Genomic DNA, 24,439 nt, shown 5'->3' with positions numbered 1-24,439 from the left:
CTGATTTTTATCTTAGCATAGAATTTTAACGGACGCAACTGACCTTATTTTTAAATTGACAAAATAAATTCCTATGTTACAATAGGAGTAGAAATTGAGTACATACAGGTGTCTGCTTTTGCAGAAGAATAGGGAAGTTGAGTGAAAGTCTCACACGGTCACGCCGCTGTAACGGATGAGTCTTATTTCATATGTCACTGGAAACGGGAAGGCGAAGTAAGATGTTAAGGCCCAAGTCAGAAGACCTGCCTGTCATGTAAGCGATTTACACAGGAGTTACGAACGATGGCTCTGTGTAAGAACAGGTTGGCTCATAGCAGTTGCTGCTGTCCTTCTTGTTCTTCTGATAGCCTGCCAGATTCCTGACAGGTTTTTATTTTTTATTTTATTATCATCTATCAGAAGGAGGAAGAAACATTGAGTAAAAAACAAAGAAACATCATTGCACTCACAAGCGCAATGGCTCTTACTTTCGGACTTGCTTCCAATGTAGGAGCGATGCACATCATGGAAGGCTATCTTCCGGGAGGCTACTGTATCGGATGGGGGATCTTATGTCTTCCGTTTTTAGCAGCCGGTTTTATGTCCATTAATAAGAAATTAAAAGAACACCGGAATCTGATTACCCTGTTGGCTATGTCCGGCGCCTTTGTATTTGTAATTTCATCTTTAAAAATCCCTTCCGTAACCGGAAGCTGTTCCCATATGACCGGAACCGGTCTGGGAGCTATTTTATTCGGACCAAGCGCCGTTTCCATCCTGGGACTGATTGTTCTGGTTTTCCAGGCAATTCTTCTGGCCCACGGCGGACTGACCACCATTGGCGCCAATACCTTTTCCATGGCAATTGCCGGACCCTTTGTCTCCTATGGAATCTGGGTAATCTGCAAAAAAGCCAATATAAACAAAAAAGTGGCTGTTTTCCTGGCCGCTACTTTAGGCGATTTATTTACATACTGTGTAACTGCAGTCCAGATGGCTATGGCACATCATGCGGATACTACCATTGGCGCGGCAATGGGGAAATTCCTTCTCGTATTTGCTCCCACCCAGGTGCCTCTGGCAATCATCGAGGGAATTATCACAGTTCTGATTGTAATGGGACTGGAAACTTACGCAAAACCAGAACTGCGTTCCATCGGTTTTTTAAAGGAGGCAAAATAATATGAAAAAATCTGTTATTGTATTAATTCTTGTCATTGTTTTGATGGCGTTTATTCCATTATTTGCATTAAAAGATGCGGAATTCGGCGGTTCTGACGATGCCGGAAGCCAGGTTGTGGAAGAAGTGGACTCCGGATACGAGCCATGGGCAACTCCTATTTTCGAACAGGCTTTAGGCGGAGAACTTCCGGGAGAAGTAGAAAGCCTACTCTTCTGCATACAGACCGGTATCGGCGTAGGCATCATCGCCTTTGTTATGGGACGTTTCGTGGAAAGAAAGAAATGGACCAAAGATAACTAAAGAAAAACCGGCGAAAGGAGTATATTATGATTACCATTGATAAGCTGTGCTATCATTCCAAGCTTAGATATGAAAACGCCGGTGAAAAATTCGCGTTTGCAATTATCACACTGATAATCTGTGTGATGAGTCGTTCAATTGCAGTCGCAGGGATTGTGCTGCTTACAACAGGGATTCTCACCGTTTTTAAGGGTGGGATCCCTGTTTCCCGTTATCTGCATTTTCTGATGCTTCCTTTGACCTTTCTTATCTTAAGTACTCTGGCTATTGTATTCAACGTCAAAGACGCGCCTCTGGATTTATTCGCCGTTTCTATAGGGGACTGGTATCTGACTGCCAGCAAAGAGGCTCTTTTCTACGCTCTGCAGTTAATCGCCACAGCCCTTTCGGCAGTCTCCTGCCTGTATTTTCTTTCCTTTACAACCCCTATGACGGATATTCTGGAAGTACTCAGAAAGCTGCACTGTCCCAAACTGCTTATTGAACTGATGCTTTTAATTTACCGGTTTATTTTTCTTTTGCTTACCATTGCTTCTGCAATCTCCACCTCCCAGGACTCCCGCCTGGGAAACAAAGATTACAAAACGTCCCTGAAGTCTTTCGCAGCTCTGGGTTCTGTACTGATGATCCGGGCAGTCAGCCGTTCCAATAAGCTCTATGACGCAATGGAATCCCGCTGTTATGACGGGACGCTCCATGTATTAAGTGAAACACAGCCTCCCAAAAAGCCGGTTATTATCGGTATTGCTCTGTTTGATATTCTGCTGTTGATTTTTGCTGTATGGAGGAGATTTTTTTCATGAATCATGATATTATATTAAAAGCAGACGATTTATACTTTTCCTATGATGACGACAAGACCCATTCTTTAAATGGGTTGTCCCTGGAAATTAAAAGAGGAAGCAAGGTAGCCTTTATGGGGGCAAACGGTTCCGGAAAATCCACATTTTTCCTGTGCTGCAACGGAATTCACAAACCTGCAAAAGGCACTTTATATTATAACGGAAAACCCGTCTCCTATGATAAAAAAGGCCTTCTGGAACTGAGAAGCAAGGTGGGAATTGTCTTTCAGGATCCCGATAACCAGCTTTTTTCCGCCAGCGTTTACCAGGAAATCTCTTTCGGCATCCTGAACCTGGGCGTTTCTGAAGAACAGGCGAAAAAAGAGGTGGAGCAGGTGATTGATTATCTGGAAATCACACCTTTCCGTCATAAACCCACCCACGCCTTAAGCGGAGGACAAAAAAAACAGGTTTCCATTGCAGATATTCTCGTTATGCATCCGGAAGTCATTATTTTAGACGAGCCGGCTGCCGCCCTGGATCCGAAACATACTGCCATGGTCAATCACATTGTGGATCAGATGACGGAGCAGGGAATTACCGTTTTAATGGCTACCCATGATGTGAACTATGCTTATGAATGGGCCGATGAAATTATGCTGTTCCACGAAGGTAAAGTCTTAATGCACGGAACCCCCAAAGAGGTTTTCAGCAGTCACGATGTACTTAAAAAGACCAATCTGGAACCCCCTGCCGTGCTGGAATTATTCCGGCGCCTGACAAAAAAAGGCATTTTAAGTTCCTCTCTGCCCCTTCCGAAGAATCTGAAAACTTTAGAAAAGTATATCGAAGATATTAAATTATAACTATTCACTAGGAGGATTTTAACCATGAATCAGAAAACGACAAAGGCAATTCTTGTGGTAAGCTTCGGTACCAGTTACGAAGAGACCAGGAAATCTACCATTGAGGCCATCGAATCCGATATTGCTTCTGCTTTTCCTGATTACAGAATTTACCGGGCCTGGACCAGCAAGATGATCATTGCCAAACTGAAAAAAAGAGACGGAATTATCATTCCCACAGTCAGAGAAGCCTTTCAGCAGATGGCTGCAGATGGCATTACCGATGTAATCGTACAGCCGACCCATGTGATTAACGGAATTGAAAATGATTTGATGAAGGAGGACGCTTTGGCCTTTGCAGAACAGTTTCATTCCATTAAGTTCGGCTCTCCTTTACTGACTACAGAACAGGACAACAACGATGTTATCGATGCCGTCATCAATGAGTTTTCTGATTTGGGAGAAAAGGACGCCCTGGTTCTCATGGGACACGGGACCACTCACTATGCCAACTCCATTTATGCCGCTCTGGATTATACTTTTAAAGATAAAGGCTGTCCCAATATCTTTCTGGGTACCGTAGAAGCCTATCCTTCCATGGAATCCCTGATGAAAATGGTGAAACAATACGAGCCGGAAAAAGTAATCCTGGCGCCCTTTATGATTGTTGCCGGTGATCACGCAAGAAACGATATGGCCGGAGAGGATCCGGATTCCTGGATGTGGCAGTTCCGGCAGGAAGGATATGACGTCTGTCCCGTTCTGAAAGGATTGGGGGAATATCCCGGAATCCGCGAAATGTTTATTCAGCATATTCACAATGCTTTATAGCAAAGGGTACGGCGGCAGTATCTGTGACGATTGCTGCCGCCAATGTATCTATATCTTTTCACTACCAGTCTCACAATTCGTTGATTGTCTCGGTTACAGAGATATTTCGTATTCTTTTGGCCGGAGGATAGATGGCTGCCGCAGCCGCAAATACAACAAACAAAAGTATGACCACTAAGGAAGAAATGGGTAATTTCCAAACCGCATAGGGAAAATGTTCTGTAATAAGAAAGTCATACAGTAGTTTGCTTAACGGCAGTCCCACAATACAACCGGCGGCACATCCCCAGAAAACATAGGTGATTGTTTCGGCTGCGATCATTTTTGTGATCTGATGTTCATCCATTCCTACGGCCCGCATCGCTCCATATTGTTTCATTCTTGCGGATACGCTCATAGAAATGCTGTTTATGATATTCAGCACAGCAACCAAAGTGATAATCGCTAAAAAGCCATAGACACAAAATACAAAGGCCAGATAGGTGCCAAAGGTGCGCTGATCCCGTTTGTCTTCGAAACCATAACTATCACCTACGGCATTTTGGATGGCACTGACGTTTTCATCTGTTGCCTCTTTTGTGGTCTGTACCATAACAAGTGAGTAGTCCGTGATCCCCGTTAAACGAACGAAGGTTTCGCCGGACATAATGAGGGTAATCTTTCCGTTTGTCAGGCCGTTGTCACTGAACGGGTCATATTTTAGCAAACCGGCAATTTCAAGAGTTTCATCTCCTACCAGAATGGTGTCCCCGATTTTCCAGGAGCTATTTTGATCGGAGGCAGCCAGGACATAACTGCTATTTCCGTAAATTTTTGATAGGTCGCTGCCTCTTTTCAAGGCGCCGTCTTTTTTGAGGCACTCTAAATCAAAATCATCATAGGAGATAAGGTCGGAAGTGCTTGAAAGCGTCGTATCGCCATCCAATCCTGCGGGGACATCAAAGGAACTCCGACGCCCGTAAACCTCTTTTATTCCATCCATCCCGCGAAGTGTTTCAACTAAACCTTCGGGAATAGAACCTGTGCTGTCGTTACTTGAAATATCAAGATCAGAGGTACTGGCTGATTGGGGCATAAGGTAATTCACAAAGTCAATCATAACAGAAAAGCCCAAAAACAAAATGATACTAAGTGCGAAAGAGCCAGTCATCAGGATTAGATTTTTCTTTGCAGAAACAGCGTGATTGATGCCCAGAGCTGTCTCTATTTTTACAAATCGTATGTCTGCACAATGGCGGATTGTTTTATCACTGTCCGTATTTCCTGACACCGCAGTAATGGGAGATACTCTTGAGGCGCGTTTTGCCGGAGAACCCGCAGCGATTAACACGGTGACAATCCCGACAAGAATACCGCTGATAATACCAATGAAACTGATACCCAATAGCGGAATGTCAGAAAATTCTTCTCCCACAAAGAAACGTAAAACTGCACATAGTACCCATGTAACCACAATCCCCAGAGCAAGACCGATAGGAACTGCTGTTTTACACCAGTTCAGAGCTTCCAGTCGCACAAAACGGATAATCTGCTGTCTGCTCATGCCGATACAGCGCATCATCCCAAAAAATTTTATTCTCTGAGCCACGCTGCTGTTAATACTGCTGGAAATCATCAGGACTCCTGCAGTTAGTATCAGCAGGAACAAAACAACCGCTGTACTAAGGAGCGATTGCCCTATTGTACTTCCAATAATATCCTGAATGGACAATTCACCGTGTTTGCTTTCCAGTCTGGCCTGTTCCATTCTAATTCCCATTTCGGCCATGCTGAACACTGCTGTTACCATAAATACAGCAAAAATAATGCAGAGAAGCGTCATACGGTTTTGCCGCCGGTGTACTTTAGCGGAAATGGGAATTAAGCTAAGATAACTTTTCATTCGCGGCACCTCCCAAAATCGGTCAGCACCCCGTCAGATACCTGCAAAATTCGGTCGGCTGTCTGTGCAATACTTCTGCTGTGGGTAATCATTACAATCGTCTGTTCGTATTTTCTGGACGCCTCTTTCAGCAATGTAATGACTTCGCTTGTATTTTGCGTATCAAGATTTCCTGTGGGCTCATCGGCAAGAATCAGCGCCGGACGGGTAATCAGTGCGCGCCCGATTGCCACACGCTGCTGCTGGCCGCCGGAAAGCTGGCTGGGAAGATGGTTTCGGCGTTCTTTCAGATTAAGAACCGTAAGCAGTTCTTCCAGGTATTTTTTATTGGGTTTCTGATAGTCAAGCAATACAGGGAAAACCATATTCTGCTCGACAGTCAATTCCGGTATCAGGTTAAAACTCTGAAAAATAAATCCGATATTTCGGCGACGAAAAATCGTCAGATTGCGTTCTTTCATGGAGAAGATGTCCTTACCGTCAATAAACACCTTGCCGGAGGTAGGCGTATCCAGCGCCCCAACCATGTTCAAAAGCGTACTCTTCCCAGAGCCGGACTCTCCGACGATAGCAACAAATTCACCTTTAGGGACAGAGAATGTGGCGCTTTTCAAAGCGTGTACGGCCACTTCGCCGTCCCCATAGGTTTTAGAAATATTTTTGACTTCCAATAAATCCATTCGATACAACACCTCTTTCTGCTTTAATATGGAAAGAGTAGCATACGGACCCTACTATGAGATGACACACAGCCTACAATTTTGTAGGAATTAAAAAATTGATGGTAAAGGTAGTGCCGGCACCCAGTATGCTGTCCACTTCGATTGTCCCATTGTGCGCCTCAATAATGGCTTTTGCCAAAGGAAGTCCTAATCCAATTCCCTGTGTATCTTTAGAAAATCGGCTGCGATAAAACCGCTTAAAAATATGTGGTAAATCCTCTGGGTGTATACCGCTCCCATTATCCTGAACGATGATTTGGACAACAGAGGCAAAAGCGCGCCACTCAACACGGATTGCTGCCCCCTTCTTTGTATGGTTGAAAGCATTTTTTACAATGTTGCTGATTGCTTCTGTCAGCCAATTCCGATCACAGAATAATGTAATCGTGTCTTTGCCGGAAAAGATTAATTTTTTTTCTTCCTGCCCGGCCTGATAGGTAAAATGCTGTTCAATACAGCCCATGATTTCTGATACATTCTCAATTGCCTTATCAATTAGGATTGTCCCGGCATCCAGCTTAGCAATTTTCAACAGGTTCTGGACAAGGGTTTCCATCCGGTCAAGTTCCTGTTCAGAAAGCTCCGTAAATTCCCTCAATGTAGAAATATCCGCTGTTTCATCCTGCATAAGTCCGTTATAGACATTCAGCGCGGCCAGCGGTGTTTTAAGCTGGTGGGAAATATCAGAGAGTGTATCTTTCATAAATTTTTTTGAGCGTCCCTCGTTTTCAGCATGGGCGTTTATGATGGAAACCAGAGAATTAACCTCATGGAACAGGCGGTATAATTCCCCCTCATCGTCACATTCAATCCGGACGTTTCTATTTCCGGAAATATAGTCCCTGATTTGCTCAATAGCTTCTTCCATGCTTTTATTCTGCTCCCGAAAGTACAAATATATCACCAAAAGTACCGAAACGCCCATACTTGCGGAAGATAGAAACACCCAAAACACCACCCCGGGAGGTTTAAGTCTGGCAAGAGCCGCTGAAATTACCGTAAAGATTATGGTAACCACCAGCAGGCGGTAAAAAAGCCACTTTATTTTTCTGTTTGTCAATACGTTCATAGCACACCTCAATCCACAGGATTCCACTTGTACCCCATACGCCGGACAGTTACAATGTTCTGTGGATTAGCAGGATTATCCTCAATTTTCGTGCGTAATCTGCGGATATAGACGGTCAGGGCATTGCTGTTAATATAATTTTCGTCGCAGTCCCACATCTTACTTAATATCTGCTCTGGCGAAAGGACAATATTGGAATTTTCCATAAATAACCGCAGCAGCTTGTATTCATTGGCTGTCAGTTCTATTTTTTTCTCCTTCTTCCAGACCTCTCCTTTTAAAAGATCCAACGTAATGCCGCCGGAAGTCATCCGGGTATCTGTCTGGTTAAAGTTGTCACTTCTGCGAAGAAGCGCATTTACCCTTGCCAAAAATACAGCCAGCTTAAACGGCTTTGTAATGTAATCATCCCCTCCTATATCAAGTCCCATAATAATATCGGTCTCCTCATCTGCTGCCGTAAGAAACATAACAGGGATCCGGGAGGTTTCCCGGATCTTCCGGCACAGCCCGTACCCGGAGCCATCCGGAAGGGTTACATCCAGAATCACCAAATCATAGACTCCCTCTTTCCATATCTCTAAAGCCTCCTGAAAGGTACGGGCAGTCTGAATTTCATATCCCTGTTTCCTGACAGCAAAAGATAAACCATTGATTAAACTTAAATCATCTTCCACAAAAAATATCCGCTTCATTAGTTCTGTCACCTCTCTTTGTGCTCTCATTATAACAGGAAGAGAACAAAACGGTAAAGAAAAAGGAGGCACAGGATTTTCCTGTGCCCCCTCAGCCTTCTTCTGTTTTTACAGGCGCTTTAAATTTTATAATACGCCGTTTCTTCTGATGTATTCCGGCTGGCCCGGTTCTGCAATTACCTCTTTCACATGGGTAATGCGGGCGTGTTTATCTGCCACCAGATTCTCCAGATGAACGTCTTCTTCCACTACCACGTCGTGAAGGATTACGCTGTTCTTAATCACAGCCCCTTTCTTAATGACACAGCCGCGGCCGATTACAGAATTTTCTACGGTTCCTTCAATCAGACATCCGTTTGATACAACAGAATTCTTCACGCTCGCCCCTTCAAAATACTGGGTCGGGCAGGAATCGTTGGTGCGGGTGTAAATGGGCCATTCAGCGTCAAACAGACTCTGTGCTGCTTTAAAATCAATCAGAGACAGATTTGCATCATAGTAGCTCTTGAAGTCTGTAACCGTAGCGAAGAATCCTCTGTGGGATACTGCACGTACATCCAATTCACCGCAGGCCATGTTGACAATGTCAGACAGGTTATACATCGCTGAAGTTTTATGTGCCTTATTGACTAACTCAATAAACAGTTCTTTCTTCATTACATAGGTATCCATGAAAATGTTCCGGTTCTTAGCCGTTCCCCGGTTCATTTCCAGTGACAGAACACCTTTTTGTTTATTCAAGTTTAACGTATTGCAGTTTAAGAAATGCTCTTTGGCATCATCAGTGGAGTGATACAGCAGGGTAATATCTGCTTCGGAATCAATATGTGTCTGAAGCAGAGTACTGAAATCCTGGGTATAAATCATATAGCTGGGCGCAATCACAACGTATGGACAATTTACATTTTCAATGCACTCCATGTTTTCCAGGAAGGCTGCAATGTCGTTATTATAAATATCATGATCCACTCCGTTTTCGGAGAATAACAGATGTACTCTTCCGCGTTTGGAGTTAATGTTGTAATGACGTCCGGTTCCGATATGTTCCGTCAGAGAACGGGGTTTTCTGCGGATATATACCTGAATCTGGTCAATTCCGCTGTTGCTCATATTGGAAATCGGGAAATCAATTACACGGTATCTTCCAAGGAAGGAAAACGCGCCAACCGGACGGTAGTCCTGCATTCCTTCCACCCAGAAATGTCTTCCGGTAAAATTTACAATTCCGAATGCTTTGGCCATATTATTCAACCCCCTTTACTCGTTTGGCAACCAGTTCGATGTGCTCGCTGTCAGCACTTCCTACTACGGCTTCTTTTCCGATTTTCACATTATCGGCAACCAGCGCTCTCTGTACTACAGCGCCTTCTGCCACTTCTACACCAGGCATCAGCACACTGTCGATAATCTTTGCTCCGGCTCCTACTTTTGCTCCGGTAAACAATACCGAATTCTTTACTGTTCCCTCAATAATACATCCCTGATTAATGAAGGCCTGATCGATCTCCGCATCCGGTCCTATGTACTGAGGAAGTGTGGTGGTATCCTCTGTATAGATTTTCCAGGTGGAGTCATTAAGATCCAGCTCATTTTTCCCATCCAGCAGATCCATATTGGCTTCCCACAGAGAATCAATGGTTCCCACGTCTTTCCAGTATCCTTTGAATTTGAAAGCATATAAGCTCTTTCCGTCATTTAAAAGGGCTGGGATAATATCTTTACCGAAATCGTGGTTGGAATCCGGATCCTTCATATCTGCAACCAGCATCTTCCGCAGAAGTTTCCAGTCGAAAATGTAAATTCCCATGGAAGCCAGGTTACTCTTGGGATGCTCCGGTTTTTCCTCGAATTCCACAATACGTCCTGTCTCTGTATCCGTATTCATGATACCGAAACGGCTTGCCTCTTTCATCGGCACTTCAATAACTGCGATAGTCGCATCTGCTTTGCATGCCTTGTGGTAATCCAGCATCTTGGCGTAGTTCATCTTGTAAATGTGATCCCCAGAAAGGATTAAAAGATATTCCGGTGAGAATGAATCAATAAAATCAATATTCTGGGAAATCGCATCTGCGGTTCCTCTGTATACATCCAGATTGGCATCGGCTTTCTCTCTGGGCGGCAGCACGTATACACCGCTTTCTTTCGCATCCAGGCCCCAGCGTCTGCCCGCTGCTACATAACTGTTCAGCAGAATGGATTCGTACTGTGTTAAAACACCTACTACGTCAATTCCGCTGTTTGCGCAGTTACTGAGAGGGAAATCAATGATTTTATATTTTCCCCCATAGGAAACGGCAGGTTTGGCAACCTTATTGGTCAGCTCATGCAGCCTTGTGCCTCGGCCGCCGGCTAATATCATGGCTAACATATTATTCTGTTTCATGTATGAGCCCTCCTCTTTTGATATACCTCTATTATATATGCCTTAGCCGTCATTTTCCATAATTTTTTCATTAAAATTCAAATTTTATTGTCTAGTTGTTCAAAATATTGAGCAACTTTTTCCAGATTTTCCGCTTTTCCGTCTAAAAATTTGTCAATCCGGCTGCTGTCTTTCACTAAATCGGGTACAAACACCGTTTTCATCCCCGCCCGGTGGGCTGATAAAATGCCGTGGGCCGCATCTTCCAGGGCCAGACAGCAGGAAGCAGGCAGTTCCAACAGGGCGCAGGCTTTCTCATAAATCTCCGGATCCGGCTTTCCCCGGGTCACCATATCCCCGGATACGATTCCGGTGAAATAATGGGAAATTCCTTCTCCTCTTATATTATCCAGAGCATAGCTTCTGCCCGAAGACGTGGCCACCGCCATTTTAATCCCCCGGCTGTTTAAAGTTTCCAGGAGCCGGTGGAGTCCCTTTTTGGCCGGAAGCCCCTGTTCTTTCACATAATCAGAAAAAGCCCTCCTGTAGTGTACGGCAAAGGTCTCAAAGGGAAAATCCGCTCCGTATTTTTCCAGAAAATACTGCTTTCTCCTTTCCCGGTCAAAGCCCAGGGTATGGAAAATATTTTCATCCCCCAGATTTCCGTAGCCCAACTTGCCTCCTGCCACATTCCAGGAGTGCTTTACAATTCTCTCGCTGTCAAACATCAGGCCGTCCATATCAAAGACGACCCCTTTTATGGATTTTAAAATTTCTTTTTTCATGTTCTTCCCTATGCCAGATACTTCCAGATAGCCGAAGCCACCCCGTCTTCTTCGTTGGATGCTGTTACCGCCCAGGCCGCTTCTTTGCACTTATCGGAAGCGTTTTCCACTGCAATTCCATATTTTACCAACTGCAGCATTTCCCAGTCGTTGTCTCCGTTTCCAAAAGCCGCCGTCTCCTGGGGCGAAATCCCCCATTTCTTTAACAAAAACTGAAGGGCCGTGTGCTTTCCACTGTTCTCATGAGAAATTTCAATCAAATGGGGCAAAGAAGAGGTACTATAGATTCCCGGCACTTCCCTTTCCACCCGTTTCCAGACCTCCTGCTTCTTCTGAAGTTCCGGCACAATCAGATCCATACTCTCCATTCGATCCACATTTTTCAGGACAAAAGCATCCAGATCCTCCACCGGTTTTCTGGTTCTTTTCACGTATTCAATGCTGTGGGCATAGGCGCCGAATTTTACCGGATCTTCCACGTAATCTGCGGACGCATAGGGGATTCCCTCCACAAATACTTCATACACGGAAATTTCTTCCCGGATGATTTGCAGCAGTTTTTTCACCGCTTCCTTTTCCATACAGTTTCGCATAAGGCAGGTTTTCTCCTTTACGTTATAGATACCTGCCCCATTGGATGTAATTGCATAGGTAATCCCCGGGATTTCCGTAGCTGATTTGGGAAGGGAGCCGAAGGCCCTGCCGCTGGCAATGACTACCTGAACACCCTGTTTCAGACAATAGTCCAAAGCTTCCCTGTTCTTTTCAGAAATCTCCTTGGTGTTTTTTAAAAGTGTGTCGTCCAAATCCAGAGCGATACATTTTACGTTCATCTTTTCTTTCTCCCTTAGTCCCGTCTGTTATCCAGCATATACAGCAGGGCGTTGCAGATACAGGCGGCAATATTGCTTCCGCCTTTTCTTCCTTTTGCCACAATATAAGGAACCTGGGTTTCCATAATCAGTTCCTTGGACTGCACCACATTGACAAATCCCACAGGAACACCGATGATCAATTCCGGCTTTAAAATCCCGTTTTCTATCATTTCGTAAAGATGAATTAAGGCCGTAGGCGCGTTTCCTATGGCAAAAATCAGTTTCTTATTCATGCCGGCCGCTTTCTCCATACTGGCAACCGCTCTTGTGGTTCCCCGGGCCTTTGCCTTCTCTGCCACATCCTCATCGGACATGAAACAGTAAACTTCACCGCCGTATCTGGCCAGTACCTTTTTATTGATTCCCGCCTTTGCCATCTGGGTATCAGTCACAATGCAGGCTCCCTCCCGGATGGCGTTTAAGGCCTTTTCCACCACATTTTCCGAGAAGCAGAGATTGTCCGCGTAATCAAAATCTGCGCTGGTGTGAATACACCGTTTCACAATTAATTCCGTCCCCGGAATCAGTTTTTTATCTCCCATTTCCTGAGTAATGATTTCAAAACTGCGTGTTTCTATTTCTCTTGGCTCTACTTTTTCCAGTTCTACTTTCATTTTGCGCCTCCTTACAGTCCTGCCTCTAAAATTTTATAAATCTGCTCCATATCCAGGTACTTTCTCAGACCGTCTGCCAGAAGATTGTACTGTTTCTCTTTAAACTCCCTGTGATTGGACGCCGCCATGGCGGATACGTCGATTCCCTTCTTTTCTCCAATAGCTTCCAGTACTGCTTTCACCACTTCCTGGCGATCAAAGACTCCGTGGATATAGGTGCCGTAAACATTCTCTTTCCAGGTGCCGTCGATTTTCTGCTCTCCGGTTACCCCGTCGGTAATCTCCACGGCTTCAAAAGCGCCTTCTTTCCTTCTGGTTTCTCCCATATGGATTTCATATCCCTCCACCAAAACCCGGCTTAATTTCTCAAGAGGGCCTCCTAAAGAACGGAAATTTCCTTCCACCCTTGTCCTGGTTTTTTCTTTCGTAAAGACGGTTTCCATGGGAAGAAGTCCCATTCCGCGGATCTCGCCTCCTGCTTCCACATGGAAGGGATCGGAGAGAGTTTCTCCCAGCATCTGGTATCCTCCGCAGACGCCGAAGATAATTTTTCCTTTGGCCGCTTCTTTTAATATTGCTGCCTCCAGTCCGCACTGACGCATCCACAGCAAATCGTCCATGGTATTTTTGGTCCCGGGAAGAAGAATCATATCCGGAGATCCCAAATCTTTTGGATGGCGGATGTACCGCACAGAAACTCCCGGAATATTCTCAAAGGGATCAAAATCTGTAAAATTGGAGAGCCGCGGAAGGCGTATCACTGCCAAATCGATTTCCGCCGCTTCCTTCTGTCTGGAAATGTGTTCGGAGAGACTGTCCTCATCATCAATCTGTACATCCAGATAAGGGGCTACTCCCACTACCGGAATCTGACATTTTTCCTCTAACATGGCCACGCCGGGGTCTAAAATGGTTTTATCTCCCCGGAATTTATTAATAATCAGGCCTTTTATCATCCTGCGTTCTTCTTCCTCCAGAAGCATCACCGTTCCGTAAAGCTGGGCAAACACGCCGCCCCGGTCAATGTCCCCTGCCAGAAGCACGGGAGCTTTGGCCATTTTGGCCATTCCCATATTTACAATATCATCTTCTTTCAGATTGATTTCCGCCGGACTTCCGGCTCCCTCAATGACAATAATATCGTTTTGTTCTTCCAGAGTATGGTAGGCCTTTAAAATTTCTCCCCACAGATTTTTTTTATAGGCAAAGTAGTCTCTGGCGCTCATGGTACCTAATACTTCTCCGTTTACAATCACCTGGGATCCCACATCGTTGGTAGGCTTTAAGAGAATAGGATTCATCAGTACCGACGGCTCGATCCCTGCCGCCTCTGCCTGCATTACCTGGGCCCGTCCCATTTCCAGTCCCTCTTTTGTAATAAAAGAATTCAAAGCCATATTCTGGGATTTAAAAGGTGCCACCTTGTATCCGTCCTGTTTAAAAATCCGGCACAGTCCTCCTGCCAGCAGGCTTTTCCCTGCATTTGACATAGTGCCCTGAATCATAATTGCCTTTGCCATTTCCCATTACCTCCCCTGTCCCTCTTCCCGGGTTTCTTTTAAAATTTCTGTCAGTACTTCTGTCAGCTTTTGATTTTCTTCTGGTTTTCTTACTGCTATCCGGAAATATCCTCCGGAAAGTCCCGGATAATTGCTGCAGTCTCTTATGAGAATCCCTCTTTTTTCACATTCTTCCCATAAGTTTTCGGGTCCGTAAAAGAAGATATAATTGGCCTGGGAATCATAAACCCGCAGTCCCAGTTTTTTCAGAGTTTCTTTCAGATAAACTGCCTGTTCAAACACCATCCGGCGGCCTTCTTCCACATAGTCCTTTTCTTTTAAAGCTGCGATTCCCGCGTCGTTTGCCAGACTGGAAATATTCCAGGGCTGAGTAACCTGCCCGATTTTCTCCAGAAGATGAGTGTTTACGGTCAGTCCATATCCCAGCCGCACTCCTGCCATGGCATATCGCTTTGTAAAGGCTTTTAATATCAGTAAGTTAGGATACTTTTTTAAATATCCTTTCATGGTGAATTTTTCCGGTTCTTTCACAAAGTCCAGAAAACACTCATCCAGAACCAGAAATATATGCTTTTCCCGGCAGATCTGTAAAATCTTTCTTAACAGTTCCCTGTCCGTCAAAATTCCTGTGGGATTATTGGGATTGCATAAAAACAGGGCATCCACATCCCAGGTCAGTTCCTCTAAAATTTTCTCCGTCACACAAAAAGTATCCGGATTCAGAGCATGGCGTTTTACCTGGCATCCGCATCCGGTCAGAGCCTGCTCATATTCTGCAAAGGTAGGCGCTGCTACCACCGCATTCTGAAACCGCTTGGCAAAGCAGAGAGAAAAAATCAATTCTGCCGCCCCGTTGGAACAGATCACCCAGGAAGAAGGGACGCCTTCCCATTCTGCAATGGCCTCTCGCAGGGGCTGATAACCCACCTGGGGATAAAAATGTATTCTCTCACTGCTTTCTTTAATTGCCTCTTTCACACTCCCGGGCGTTCCCAGGGGATTACAGTTTGCCGAAAAATCCAGACATCCCGGGTGATGGTAAATATCACCGCCGTGTTTATGTTTTTCCATGTTTCTTCCTTCCTTTATCCTAATCTGCCCGTCATAGCTGTCCAAATCAGCAGACGCAGAATGCTAAATACAATTACGCCCAAAACGGAGGTTCCGTAAAGGAGCCGGTTGGTTCTGGGAATATCTTCCTCTTCCACCTTCCGGATGGGATCGCCGATGGTGGGTTTTTCATATAATTTTCCGAAATACCAGGCGTTTCCTGCCAGCTGGATTTCCAGAGCCCCTGCGGCAACTGCCTCCGTATGAGCGGAATTAGGGCTGGCGTGCTGATACCGATCCCGAAGATAAATCTTCACTGCGTTTTTCCGGTTCATAGAGAGAAGGCCGGAAGCTGCAATCATCAGCCAGGCAGAAATTCTCGCCGGAATGTAGTTGGCAATATCGTCCAGCCTGGCCGCATATTTTCCGAAGTTTATATACTTCTCATTTTTATAGCCCAGCATGGAGTCCATGGTGTTAATTCCTTTATATAAAAACATCAGCCAGACGCCCCCAAGAGCCATATAAAACATGGGGGCAACGATACCGTCCGAAGTATTTTCTGCAATGGTTTCCACCGTCGCCTTAGCCACCTGGGTTTCATCCAGATTCTGTGTATCCCGTCCCACAATCATGGAGACGGCCTTTCTGGAGCCTTCCAGATTCCCTTCCTTTAATTTATCATACACCTTCATGCTCTCTGTCTTCAGGGATTTTACTGCCAGAAGCTGATAACACCAGAAGGTTTCCAGAATCAGGCCCGCCGGCGGGAAATACCGGTACAAAAAGAAAAGAATCAAAAAAGGAATTCCTGCCGTCAGTATGCAAACCAGAAATACTTCCAGGAGTCCTCCCAGCCGCTCCCCTTTGGGAGTTTTGGGAAACCAGGCGCGTATCCTCTTTTCCAGAAAGGAAATCAGATTTCCTATGAGGCAGACCGGATGATATAGCCATCTGGGATCTCCCAAAAGTAAATCCAGCAAAAACCCTGCAATCAATGGGATCATTCCATACAACATATTATTTTCGTCTCCGTTCTCTCTGGTATTTTTCACAGGCTTTTAAAAATGCCTTTGGAAATTCAGGATTACCATAATAGTAAATATGGGGAAATCCTGCTGCCATGGTCCCGTTTCCTACGATACAGTCCCAACCTCTTTTGCTTTCTGGCTTCTGCGCGTGGAAACTGTCTCCGCAGCAGTCCGAATCAAAGTAATGGAATTCATGGGCCGGTATAGCCTTTATCCGGGTTCCCAGCACAGGCTGATTCTGCTCTAACATAATATAGCCGAACCGGGTCAGACGGGGGGTTCTCACCGCTTTTCCGGGGATTATCCCTGCCATCCTGCAAAGGTTTCCCTGCATATCTTCCATCTCCCGGTGCAGATACATGAATCCGCCGCACTCTGCCAGACAGGGCATTCCCCGGCGGATACTCCGGTTGATTTCTTCCTTCATGGTCTCATTTTCTTCCAGCTCTTTCCCGTAAAGCTCCGGGTACCCTCCATAGAGCAGCAGCCCGTCCAAATCCGGAGGAAGCTCTTTATCATGAAGGGGGGAAAACGGAACCAGTTGGGCTCCCATCCGCCTCAGCAGTCGGAAGTTGTCTTCATAAAAGAAGCAGAACGCCTCATCACTTGCCAGGCCCAGACGCACCGGCGTCTCCAGAGAAAACCCATATTCCTCCGGAAGAGTTTCCTCTTTTAATTCCTCTGCACCGGCAGCCAGTTTCAGTAATCCCGGGAAATCCAGAGTTTCTCTTAATATACCTGCCAGCTTTCCCAATCGTTCTTTCAGTCCTTCCACCTCATGGGGCAGAACCAGTCCCAGATGACGGCTCTCTATGAGACAGTCTTCCACCTTTGGCACATAGCCGAAAACTTTCACGGGAAGGCGTTCCTCCACCAGTTTCTTCATGCGCTCATACAGCATGGGGGACATCTGGTTAAAGATCACTCCTTTGATTTGACTGTCTTTTTCATATTCCAGAAATCCCTTTATGTAGGCGGCCAGAGATACGCTCATTCCCCGGCTGTTTACGATCAGTACGGCCGGAGTCTTTGTTGTCTTTGCCACATCATAGGCGCTTGCCCGGCTGGTGGTTCCCCCCAGGCCGTCGTAGTATCCCATAACCCCCTCAATGACCGCAATCTCACAGTCTCTGGCATTTTCCTCAAACAGATACCGGGTTACTTCCGGAGAAGTAAAAAACGTATCCAGATTTCTGGATTTGGTGCCAATGACCCGGCTGTGAAACATAGGATCAATATAATCAGGGCCGCATTTGAAAGAGGCGATTTTCTTTCCCTCTTCCTTCAGAGCCTCTAAAATTCCGCAGGTAATCAGCGTCTTTCCGCTTCCGCTGGCTCCTGCCGTCAGCAGTATTCTGGGTATGTTCATCCCTTTTCCACTCCTTTACAGGAAATGATATAGATGGGATTTTCCCCCATCATCATATGATACCGTCCCACTGTTTTCGCCCTTGAGACAACTGCCTGGATAATTTCTTCCTGTTCTACCGGAAAGGTTTTTAATACCTCCAGGGCTTCCGAAACCGTCTCCAGGGTAATGCAGTTTATTACAATCCGCACCTGTGGATTCTTTCTTAATAACAGTTCCACAATGGCTTTCAGATTTCCGGAGGAGCCTCCGATAAAGGCATGGGTGGGCGCTTCTAAAGGTTCTAAAGCCTGAGGCGCTTCCCCCTCTGAAACCTCCAGATTATCTGTGGCGAATTTCTTTTTATTTTCCCGGATAAGCTCTGCGGCCTCCGGCTTTTTCTCTATGGCATAAACTTTTCCCTGACTGGCCCTTAAAGCCATCTCAATGGCCACAGATCCGGTTCCTGCTCCCACATCGTAGCAGATGGAGTCTCTGTTAAGCTTTAATTTGGCCAGGGATATGGTTCTGATTTCTTCTTTGGTCATGGGCGCTTTTCCCCGAAGGAACGCTTCGTCTGCTATCCCATGGGTTTCCATCCGCTTTTTGGTTTTGGGGTTTTCCACATAAATGACGCTTAAAGGATCTCCCTCATACGCTGTCAGCTCTTTGGCTTTTTTCTCAAAGATGGTTTCCTCGGGATAGGATAAACGCTCTCCCACCCAGATCCTGCAGTCTTCCATCCCATAGTCTGTAAGCTTTCGGGCCAGATTCCTTACTCCGTCTCGGGTTCCTAAAATGGAAAATACTTTTTGATTCTCCCGAATCAGTCCGGGCAGATTGCAGGCTCTTCCGTGACTGCTGGTAATGCATACGTCTTCCCAGGATTTTCCGATTTTCCCCATAAAATACACAAGAGAGGAAATTCCGCAGACGGTCTTTACGGAACTTTGGGGAAAGGCTTCTTTCAGTCCCTGAAGCAGCTTTTTGGCTCCGCTGTAGAACCCCACGTCTCCTGACAGAGCAATGGCTATCCTGGTATACTCCGGATGATCTTTCAAATACCCGATAATCTTTTCACTCTGGTATTCCCAGTATACATCCCCGCATCCTCCGGCGGCTTTTGCAGCCTCCGCCAGACGCCTGGCTCCTATAATCAGTTCCGCCCGTCTGCACTGGTTTAAACCTTCCTGGGTAAAAGTCTCCGCCGATCCCATTCCCACGCCTACTAAAGCAATCTCCCGACATACTTTCAGTTCTTTTTCCTTTGCCAGAAGGGCCTTGCACTCCTTCAGGGAAAGCCCTTCATCTTTCGGTGGACGGCCGATTACCACCGGCACAGCCCCACAGGAGAGAGCTGCCTCATATTTCTCCCGAAAGCCTCCGGCAGTTCCGGAATCCTTCGTTACCAGATAGGTGCAGTTATACTGACGCAGCATGGCCTCATTTAACTGGCGGCTGAATGGACCCTGCATTCCGATTAAGTGTTTCCCCTGTATTTTTAATCTGGCGCATTCTTCAATTACCGAAGGAAGGGAGAGCACTCTGGCAAAAACACGCTCCTGATAATCCGGCAGTTCCGTAAAAGCTGAAAGCTCTTTGCTGCCTGTGGTCACCAGAATGTTCCCTTTTGTCTCTTTTAAATACTCTACTGCCCCTTTTATGTTTTCCACATAGACAGCCTGCTCTTCTCTTTGGCTTTCTGCTCTTAAAAGCCGCAGATAGTTTCTGTCTGTATTTCGGCAGGCGTCCTGAATATTCCTGGTCACTTCCACGGCGTAAGGATGGGTGGCGTCAATGACCACAGCCGGATCCTGCTGCATAAACAGCTCTTCCATTTCCTCTTCTTTTAAACGGCCTGCCTTTACCTGCAGTCCCTCTCCCGCTTCCAGAGATAAGGCCCCGTATTCTGTGGCAACACAGGCGCAGACGTTCCCGCCCCGGTCTTTCAGCCACCGGGCAATCTCATAGCCTTCGGTTGTCCCTGCAAATACAACTGCTTTAAACATTCCTGTATCCTCTCGGCGTCACCATTTTCCCATTGATGTTCCTGGTCTGGGAATTGCCCACAAAGACAGTGGTAAACATATCCACCTGGGTATCCCGAAGTTCCTTTAAAGTCATCACTTTGGAGACTTCTCCCTCTCTTCCGATGTTTCCAACAATTCCGCAGACTGTATCCGGTGATTTATAAGTCATCATTAAATCGCAGGCTTTCTGCAGATAATCCTTTCTCTTCTTACTGGATGGATTGTACAGACAGATAACGAAGTCTGCCTGAGAAGCGCCCAGCAGACGGGCTTCAATTTTCTCCCAGGGCGTCAGCAAATCGCTTAAGCTAATCAGGCAGAAATCATGTATCAGAGGTGCTCCCAGCACAGCGGCTCCTCCGGTGGCGGCAGTTACTCCTGACACAATTTCCAGCTCCACCTGGGGATAATCTGCGCCAATTTCATACATCAGCCCTGCCATTCCATAAACGCCTGCGTCTCCGCTGCAGATCATGGCCACGGTTTTTCCCTTCATGGCTTCTTCAAAAGCCATCACACAACGCTCCACTTCTTTTCGCATGGGGGTGGTAAGAAACTCTTTTTCCGGAAAATGTTCCTTCACCAAATCCACATACACCGTATAGCCGATAATGGTATCGCATTCCCGCAAAATCCCGGCGGCTTTGTGGGTCATCTGTTCGTATTCTCCGGGGCCAATCCCCACCACATATAATTTATTCAAATCGTACACTCCAATCTCTGACGGCAAGGGCTGCTGTGGCCCCGTCAGCCTTTAATTTTTCTTGTATCAGTGTGCCGCCTCCGCTTCCTGTTACTGCGCTGCGCTCACACACATTATCAACGCCGGTAACCTCCCTGACAAAGGAGGACGGCTGAAAGTTTCCCTCCGCCTCCATCAGTTCTCCGGCAGAATATACTGCAAAGGGGACAGACAGCTCCCCGGCCAGGGCAAGAATTCCCGGCTCCTTTTCTTTCAACGTAATACTTGCAATCTTCTCCAGCGCTTCCTCACAGACCCGGGCCTCTTGCAGCGCCCTGAAAAGAACCTGCCGGATTTTCTCATAAGGACACTCCCTGCGGCAGCCCACCCCTGCCGTTACGATTCGGGGGATAAGGTTTACCGTGTGGGAGAAGGGGTGTTTCTCTTTTTCCAGAGAAATACAGATTCCAGGAGAAATAACCTCGCCCTTTCCGTCCCTTCCCTGACTGTCGCAGAGCTTTAGGCCCAAAGGAAGCCCGCCCTGTATGGGAAAATCACTGTAAAGTCCCACGTCTTCTCCTGCCAGCAAAGCGGCGGAGACTTCTTTAGCCGCTGTCATATTATGGATGCTGCACCCGTTCTTTTTGGCAAAAGTATCCACCGCGAAGACCCCGTGCAAATCTGTGGCCGTAGTGACTACCGGTACGGCTCCCAGCGCCCGGGCGGCTTCCTTTGCATATTCGTTGGCCCCTCCCAGATGGCCGGACAACAGAGAAATCACAAATTTTCCGCACTCGTCAATCACCAGTACGGCCGGATCCGTCTTCTTGTTTTTTACATAAGGGGCAATGCTTCGCACAGCAATTCCGCAGGCTCCCACAAAGATCAGGAGATCCGCCTTTTCAAACTGTCTTCTTGTCCAGACGTCCAGCGGCTCCTTTAACCCTTCTGTACAGTATCTGCTTTTTACCGCGGTTTCCACTTCCAGAGTCTCTTCTTTTCTGTTTTCCCTAAGCCTCTTAATCAGCCTCTCAGCCGCAGCGGCTCCGGTCAGGCTGAAGCTTATGACTGCCATTTTCATCTTATTTTGTTCCCTTTCGGAATTCCGTGGTAAATTCCGGATCGTACAGTTTGGAACGGTCGTAATGGCTGGTCTTTACCGCGTCTCCAATTATCATTAATGCTGTCTTTGTAATCTGATTTTCCCTGGCTGTCTCTGCCAGGGTTCCCACCGTACATACAAAAGTTTTTTCATCCTCCCAGGTGGCTTTGTAGACAATGGCCGCCGGGGTGTCTTCCTTATACCCCCCTGCAATCAGTCTTTGGCTTAATTCTTCCAGCATACCGGTGCTTAAAAAGACAACCATGGTTGCCTGATGAGCCGCAAAGGATTCAATGCTCTCCTTTGGCGGAACCGGGGTTCTCCCGGCCATTCTGGTGATAATAACGCTCTGGGAAATCTCCGGAAGGGTATATTCCAAATCCAGAGCTGAGGCAGCTCCGCAGAAAGAGCTGACGCCCGGACAGGAATCGTAAGCTATCTTCTTTTCATCCAGAATGTCCATCTGCTCCCGGATGGCCCCGTAAATACAGGGATCCCCGGTGTGAAGACGCACGGTCGTCTTTCCTTCTTCTTCTGCCTGTTCCATAACAGCAATGACTTCTTCCAAAGTCATGTGAGCGCTGTTATAAACCTGACATTCCTCCTTTGCGTAGGATAAAAGCTGGGGATTTACAAGGGAGCCTGCATAAATAATCACATCTGCCTGCTCTAAAAATGTCTTTCCCCTCAGAGTTATTAAATCCGGCGCTCCCGGTCCTGCTCCCACAAAATGTACCATGTTAATCCTCCTTATCCTTTACAATAATAAGGGAATAATATCCCGCATCATCCGGAATTTCTTCCACACTGCGGTAAATCTTCTCGTTTTCCATTCCGCAGTTTTCAATCATCATACCCTCTTCGCCTAAAATCTTCATCTGTTCTTTTACCTGTTTCATCTTCTTCCCGGCCTTCATTAACACTTTGGTTCCGGGAAGCTTCAGGGCTTCCTCAACCTGATAAGAGGCCGGAATCACATGCAGAGGCTGAGCCTTTTCCACCAGTCCCTGGTTTAGCCGGGCAGAAACCGCACAGAAAGAAGCAATTCCGCTGACGATCTCCGTCTCATATCCCATAGCGCAGATTCGCTTATGAATATAGAGATAGGTGGAATATACCGTTGGGTCTCCCAGAGTCAGGAAAACCACATCCTTCCCCTCATCCAGCACATCTTTGATTATTTTTGCCCCTGCATTGTGGCTTTCTTCCAGTTTTTTCTTATCTTTTGTCATGGGCATGGAAACAGCCAGCAGCTTTTTTTCCTCCAACTGAGGATATGCCTGCACCACAATTTGATAGGCCACGCTTTTTTTCGGCTCCTCTGCCGGCACTGCGATAACCGGCGCTTCTTTTATCAGTCTCATCGCCTTTAAGGTTAATAATTCCGGATCTCCCGGTCCTACTCCTACTCCGTATAATTTTCCCTGCATACGTTTTCTCCTGTCTTTTTTTCTTTTTTCAGATATGTAATCAGCTTTTTTGCGTCTCGGGTCTGTCCCAAATATCCCTGTTCATTGGAAAACAGAACCGCTCCCAGCAAAATCTGTTCATAAGAACGGTGATCCAGATAAAACTGAATCCTCGTTAAAATTTCTTCCATGGTTTCTTTTAAAATCCCGGCCTCCCTTAAGACCTCCAGAGCTTCATCTGTGGTATTGCAGGCCAGAATTTTCCGGGCTGCATCCAGATCCCCTCCGGCGCGTATGGCATTGGAGCATAAAACCTCCATCCTTGCATCCGCGCTGTGGGAATGGGTGTTCATAATCCCGGCGGCTACCTTTACAAATTTTCCGATATGGGAAATAAACAGAATCCCCCGCACCCCCATGTCGATTGCCATGTCAATGGTTTCTCCGATATAATTGCTGCACTTGATGTTCTTCTCAAAGGGCAGGGACATCTGTTCTTTCAGATAAGCCGCCCCATAGTTTCCCGGAGTCATCAGCAGGTAGTCTTCTCCCTGCTCCTTTCTCTGGCGCATCTCCACCCGGATACTCTCAATCAGCGCTTTCTCGCTCATAGGCTCCACAATGCCGGTGGTTCCTAAAATGGAAATGCCGCCCTGGATTCCCAACCTGGGATTAAAGGTTTTTTTCGCAATTTCCTCTCCCCGGGGGACAGAGATGATAATCTTCAGTCCGCCTTCGTAATCTGCCCGGGACGCCTCTTCGGAAGCCGCCTTTTGAATCATGGTAAGGGGAACCTGGTTAATGGCCGCATCGCCCACCTTCTGTTCCAGTCCCGGTCTGGTTACTCTTCCCACACCAATGCCTCCGTCTACCACAATTTCGGCAGTCTTTTGCTTCTGCACTCTGGCATAAATCAGGATTCCGTTGGTGGTATCCGGATCGTCCCCGGCGTCTTTACGGACGGCGCAGGATACCGCGCTGTCCTCCTCCCGGATGTCTTCCACGGGAAGATGAAGGAGAATTCCCTTTGGTGTCAGAAGAGGAATTTCCATAACCCTTTCTCCCGATAAAAGCATTCTCACCGCTGCCTTTGCCGCTGCTGCCGCACAGGTTCCCGTGGTAAATCCAAACCGCAGTTTCTTATTATTTTTTATTACGTAATAATCTTCAATTCCTGTTTTAAAATCCATATTTCCCACTACATAAACAAAGTGGGCAGGCCCACTTCAACTCCTCTTCTCCTTCAATCCTGTATAACATAAAAACAGGTTTCCTGTCGTTTGACAACAAACCTGTAATTTTCTTATTTCAGACTCCCAGTTGTCGCAGTATGTCTT

The 24,439-nt window shown here is 46.4% G+C and carries 24 protein-coding genes and 1 riboswitch; of the genes, 5 read left to right on the top strand and 19 right to left on the bottom strand.

From position 1 onward, the window contains the following. Window positions 1–90: 90 nt before the first annotated feature. A riboswitch (cobalamin riboswitch) is annotated at window positions 91–267 on the top strand. 150 nt (window positions 268–417) lie between these two features. Genes B5F53_RS01820 through B5F53_RS20230 form a run of 5 tightly spaced genes read left to right on the top strand, consistent with a single transcriptional unit; the run spans window position 418 to window position 3,923 of the window. Beyond that, window positions 418–1,164: an energy-coupling factor ABC transporter permease gene (locus B5F53_RS01820; RefSeq protein WP_087218872.1), complete on the top strand. Its 747-nt coding sequence runs from the start codon at window positions 418–420 to the stop codon at window positions 1,162–1,164. A gap of 1 nt (window position 1,165) precedes the next feature. Next, complete coding sequence (locus tag B5F53_RS01815) at window positions 1,166–1,465, top strand: energy-coupling factor ABC transporter substrate-binding protein (protein WP_087218869.1); 300 nt, start codon at window positions 1,166–1,168, stop codon at window positions 1,463–1,465. 26 nt (window positions 1,466–1,491) lie between these two features. Beyond that, the gene (gene cbiQ, locus B5F53_RS01810) at window positions 1,492–2,268 is read left to right on the top strand and encodes a cobalt ECF transporter T component CbiQ (RefSeq protein WP_087218866.1); all 777 of its coding nucleotides are present in this window, start codon (window positions 1,492–1,494) and stop codon (window positions 2,266–2,268) included. Further along, the gene (locus tag B5F53_RS20235) at window positions 2,265–3,113 is read left to right on the top strand and encodes an energy-coupling factor ABC transporter ATP-binding protein (protein WP_242970201.1); all 849 of its coding nucleotides are present in this window, start codon (window positions 2,265–2,267) and stop codon (window positions 3,111–3,113) included. The genes cbiQ and B5F53_RS20235 overlap by 4 nt, the downstream gene beginning before the upstream one ends. Before the next feature lie 24 nt (window positions 3,114–3,137). Then, entirely contained in the window at window positions 3,138–3,923 is a 786-nt protein-coding gene (locus tag B5F53_RS20230) for a sirohydrochlorin cobaltochelatase (protein WP_242970200.1), read from the top strand. Between the two features lie 70 nt (window positions 3,924–3,993). On the opposite strand, the gene B5F53_RS01800 is transcribed toward B5F53_RS20230, so the two are convergent. From B5F53_RS01800 to cbiD, 19 genes are all read right to left on the bottom strand, one after another. Continuing rightward, a complete protein-coding gene (locus B5F53_RS01800) occupies window positions 3,994–5,805 on the bottom strand; it encodes an ABC transporter permease (RefSeq protein ID WP_087218863.1) in 1,812 nt (603 codons plus the stop codon). Further along, entirely contained in the window at window positions 5,802–6,485 is a 684-nt protein-coding gene (locus tag B5F53_RS01795; RefSeq protein ID WP_087218860.1) for an ABC transporter ATP-binding protein, read from the bottom strand. Before B5F53_RS01795 ends, B5F53_RS01800 begins: the two co-directional genes overlap by 4 nt. 73 nt (window positions 6,486–6,558) lie before the next feature. Beyond that, complete coding sequence (locus B5F53_RS01790; protein ID WP_087218857.1) at window positions 6,559–7,596, bottom strand: sensor histidine kinase; 1,038 nt, start codon at window positions 7,594–7,596, stop codon at window positions 6,559–6,561. An 8-nt stretch (window positions 7,597–7,604) separates the two neighbouring features. Beyond that, the gene (locus tag B5F53_RS01785; protein WP_087218854.1) at window positions 7,605–8,291 is read right to left on the bottom strand and encodes a response regulator transcription factor; all 687 of its coding nucleotides are present in this window, start codon (window positions 8,289–8,291) and stop codon (window positions 7,605–7,607) included. A gap of 126 nt (window positions 8,292–8,417) precedes the next feature. Then, entirely contained in the window at window positions 8,418–9,533 is a 1,116-nt protein-coding gene (gene glgD, locus B5F53_RS01780; RefSeq protein ID WP_087218851.1) for a glucose-1-phosphate adenylyltransferase subunit GlgD, read from the bottom strand. A gap of 1 nt (window position 9,534) precedes the next feature. Continuing rightward, window positions 9,535–10,677 carry a glucose-1-phosphate adenylyltransferase gene (locus B5F53_RS01775; RefSeq protein WP_087218848.1) on the bottom strand — a complete coding sequence of 381 codons (1,143 nt, stop codon included), beginning with the start codon at window positions 10,675–10,677 and terminating at the stop codon, window positions 9,535–9,537. A gap of 77 nt (window positions 10,678–10,754) precedes the next feature. Beyond that, the gene (locus B5F53_RS01770) at window positions 10,755–11,441 is read right to left on the bottom strand and encodes an HAD family hydrolase (RefSeq protein WP_087218845.1); all 687 of its coding nucleotides are present in this window, start codon (window positions 11,439–11,441) and stop codon (window positions 10,755–10,757) included. A gap of 8 nt (window positions 11,442–11,449) precedes the next feature. Beyond that, a complete protein-coding gene (locus B5F53_RS01765) occupies window positions 11,450–12,274 on the bottom strand; it encodes an HAD family hydrolase (protein ID WP_087218842.1) in 825 nt (274 codons plus the stop codon). A 14-nt stretch (window positions 12,275–12,288) separates the two neighbouring features. Further along, window positions 12,289–12,930: a precorrin-8X methylmutase gene (locus B5F53_RS01760; protein WP_087218839.1), complete on the bottom strand. Its 642-nt coding sequence runs from the start codon at window positions 12,928–12,930 to the stop codon at window positions 12,289–12,291. Window positions 12,931–12,941: 11 nt separating this feature from the next. Continuing rightward, the gene (locus tag B5F53_RS01755) at window positions 12,942–14,450 is read right to left on the bottom strand and encodes a cobyric acid synthase (RefSeq protein WP_087218835.1); all 1,509 of its coding nucleotides are present in this window, start codon (window positions 14,448–14,450) and stop codon (window positions 12,942–12,944) included. A gap of 6 nt (window positions 14,451–14,456) precedes the next feature. Then, window positions 14,457–15,521: a pyridoxal phosphate-dependent aminotransferase gene (locus B5F53_RS01750; RefSeq protein WP_087218832.1), complete on the bottom strand. Its 1,065-nt coding sequence runs from the start codon at window positions 15,519–15,521 to the stop codon at window positions 14,457–14,459. Between the two features lie 14 nt (window positions 15,522–15,535). Continuing rightward, on the bottom strand, window positions 15,536–16,519 hold the full coding sequence (gene cbiB, locus B5F53_RS01745; RefSeq protein ID WP_087218829.1) for an adenosylcobinamide-phosphate synthase CbiB: 984 nt from the start codon (window positions 16,517–16,519) through the stop codon (window positions 15,536–15,538). Window position 16,520: 1 nt separating this feature from the next. Continuing rightward, the gene (locus B5F53_RS01740) at window positions 16,521–17,900 is read right to left on the bottom strand and encodes a cobyrinate a,c-diamide synthase (RefSeq protein WP_087218826.1); all 1,380 of its coding nucleotides are present in this window, start codon (window positions 17,898–17,900) and stop codon (window positions 16,521–16,523) included. After that, window positions 17,897–19,888, bottom strand: coding sequence for a precorrin-6A reductase (gene cobK, locus B5F53_RS01735; protein WP_087218823.1), 1,992 nt, complete (start codon window positions 19,886–19,888; stop codon window positions 17,897–17,899). The genes B5F53_RS01740 and cobK overlap by 4 nt, the downstream gene beginning before the upstream one ends. After that, window positions 19,881–20,612 carry a precorrin-3B C(17)-methyltransferase gene (gene cobJ / locus B5F53_RS01730; protein ID WP_087218820.1) on the bottom strand — a complete coding sequence of 244 codons (732 nt, stop codon included), beginning with the start codon at window positions 20,610–20,612 and terminating at the stop codon, window positions 19,881–19,883. Before cobJ ends, cobK begins: the two co-directional genes overlap by 8 nt. Further along, window positions 20,605–21,672 (bottom strand): cobalt-precorrin 5A hydrolase, encoded by a 1,068-nt coding sequence (locus tag B5F53_RS01725; RefSeq protein WP_087218817.1) that lies wholly within the window; start codon window positions 21,670–21,672, stop codon window positions 20,605–20,607. Before B5F53_RS01725 ends, cobJ begins: the two co-directional genes overlap by 8 nt. Before the next feature lies 1 nt (window position 21,673). After that, entirely contained in the window at window positions 21,674–22,432 is a 759-nt protein-coding gene (gene cobM, locus B5F53_RS01720; protein ID WP_087218814.1) for a precorrin-4 C(11)-methyltransferase, read from the bottom strand. Between the two features lies 1 nt (window position 22,433). Then, the gene (gene cobI, locus B5F53_RS01715) at window positions 22,434–23,123 is read right to left on the bottom strand and encodes a precorrin-2 C(20)-methyltransferase (protein WP_087218811.1); all 690 of its coding nucleotides are present in this window, start codon (window positions 23,121–23,123) and stop codon (window positions 22,434–22,436) included. Then, window positions 23,099–24,292, bottom strand: a complete 1,194-nt coding sequence (gene cbiD, locus B5F53_RS01710; protein WP_087219073.1) for a cobalt-precorrin-5B (C(1))-methyltransferase CbiD — start codon at window positions 24,290–24,292, stop codon at window positions 23,099–23,101. Before cbiD ends, cobI begins: the two co-directional genes overlap by 25 nt. Window positions 24,293–24,439: the final 147 nt, after the last annotated feature.

It is taken from the genome of Blautia sp. An249, from assembly GCF_002159835.1.
Lineage (GTDB): Bacteria > Bacillota > Clostridia > Lachnospirales > Lachnospiraceae > Blautia_A > Blautia_A avistercoris.
The sequence above is the reverse complement of the archived record's forward strand: the minus strand, read 5'-3'. Positions and strand labels throughout refer to the sequence as shown.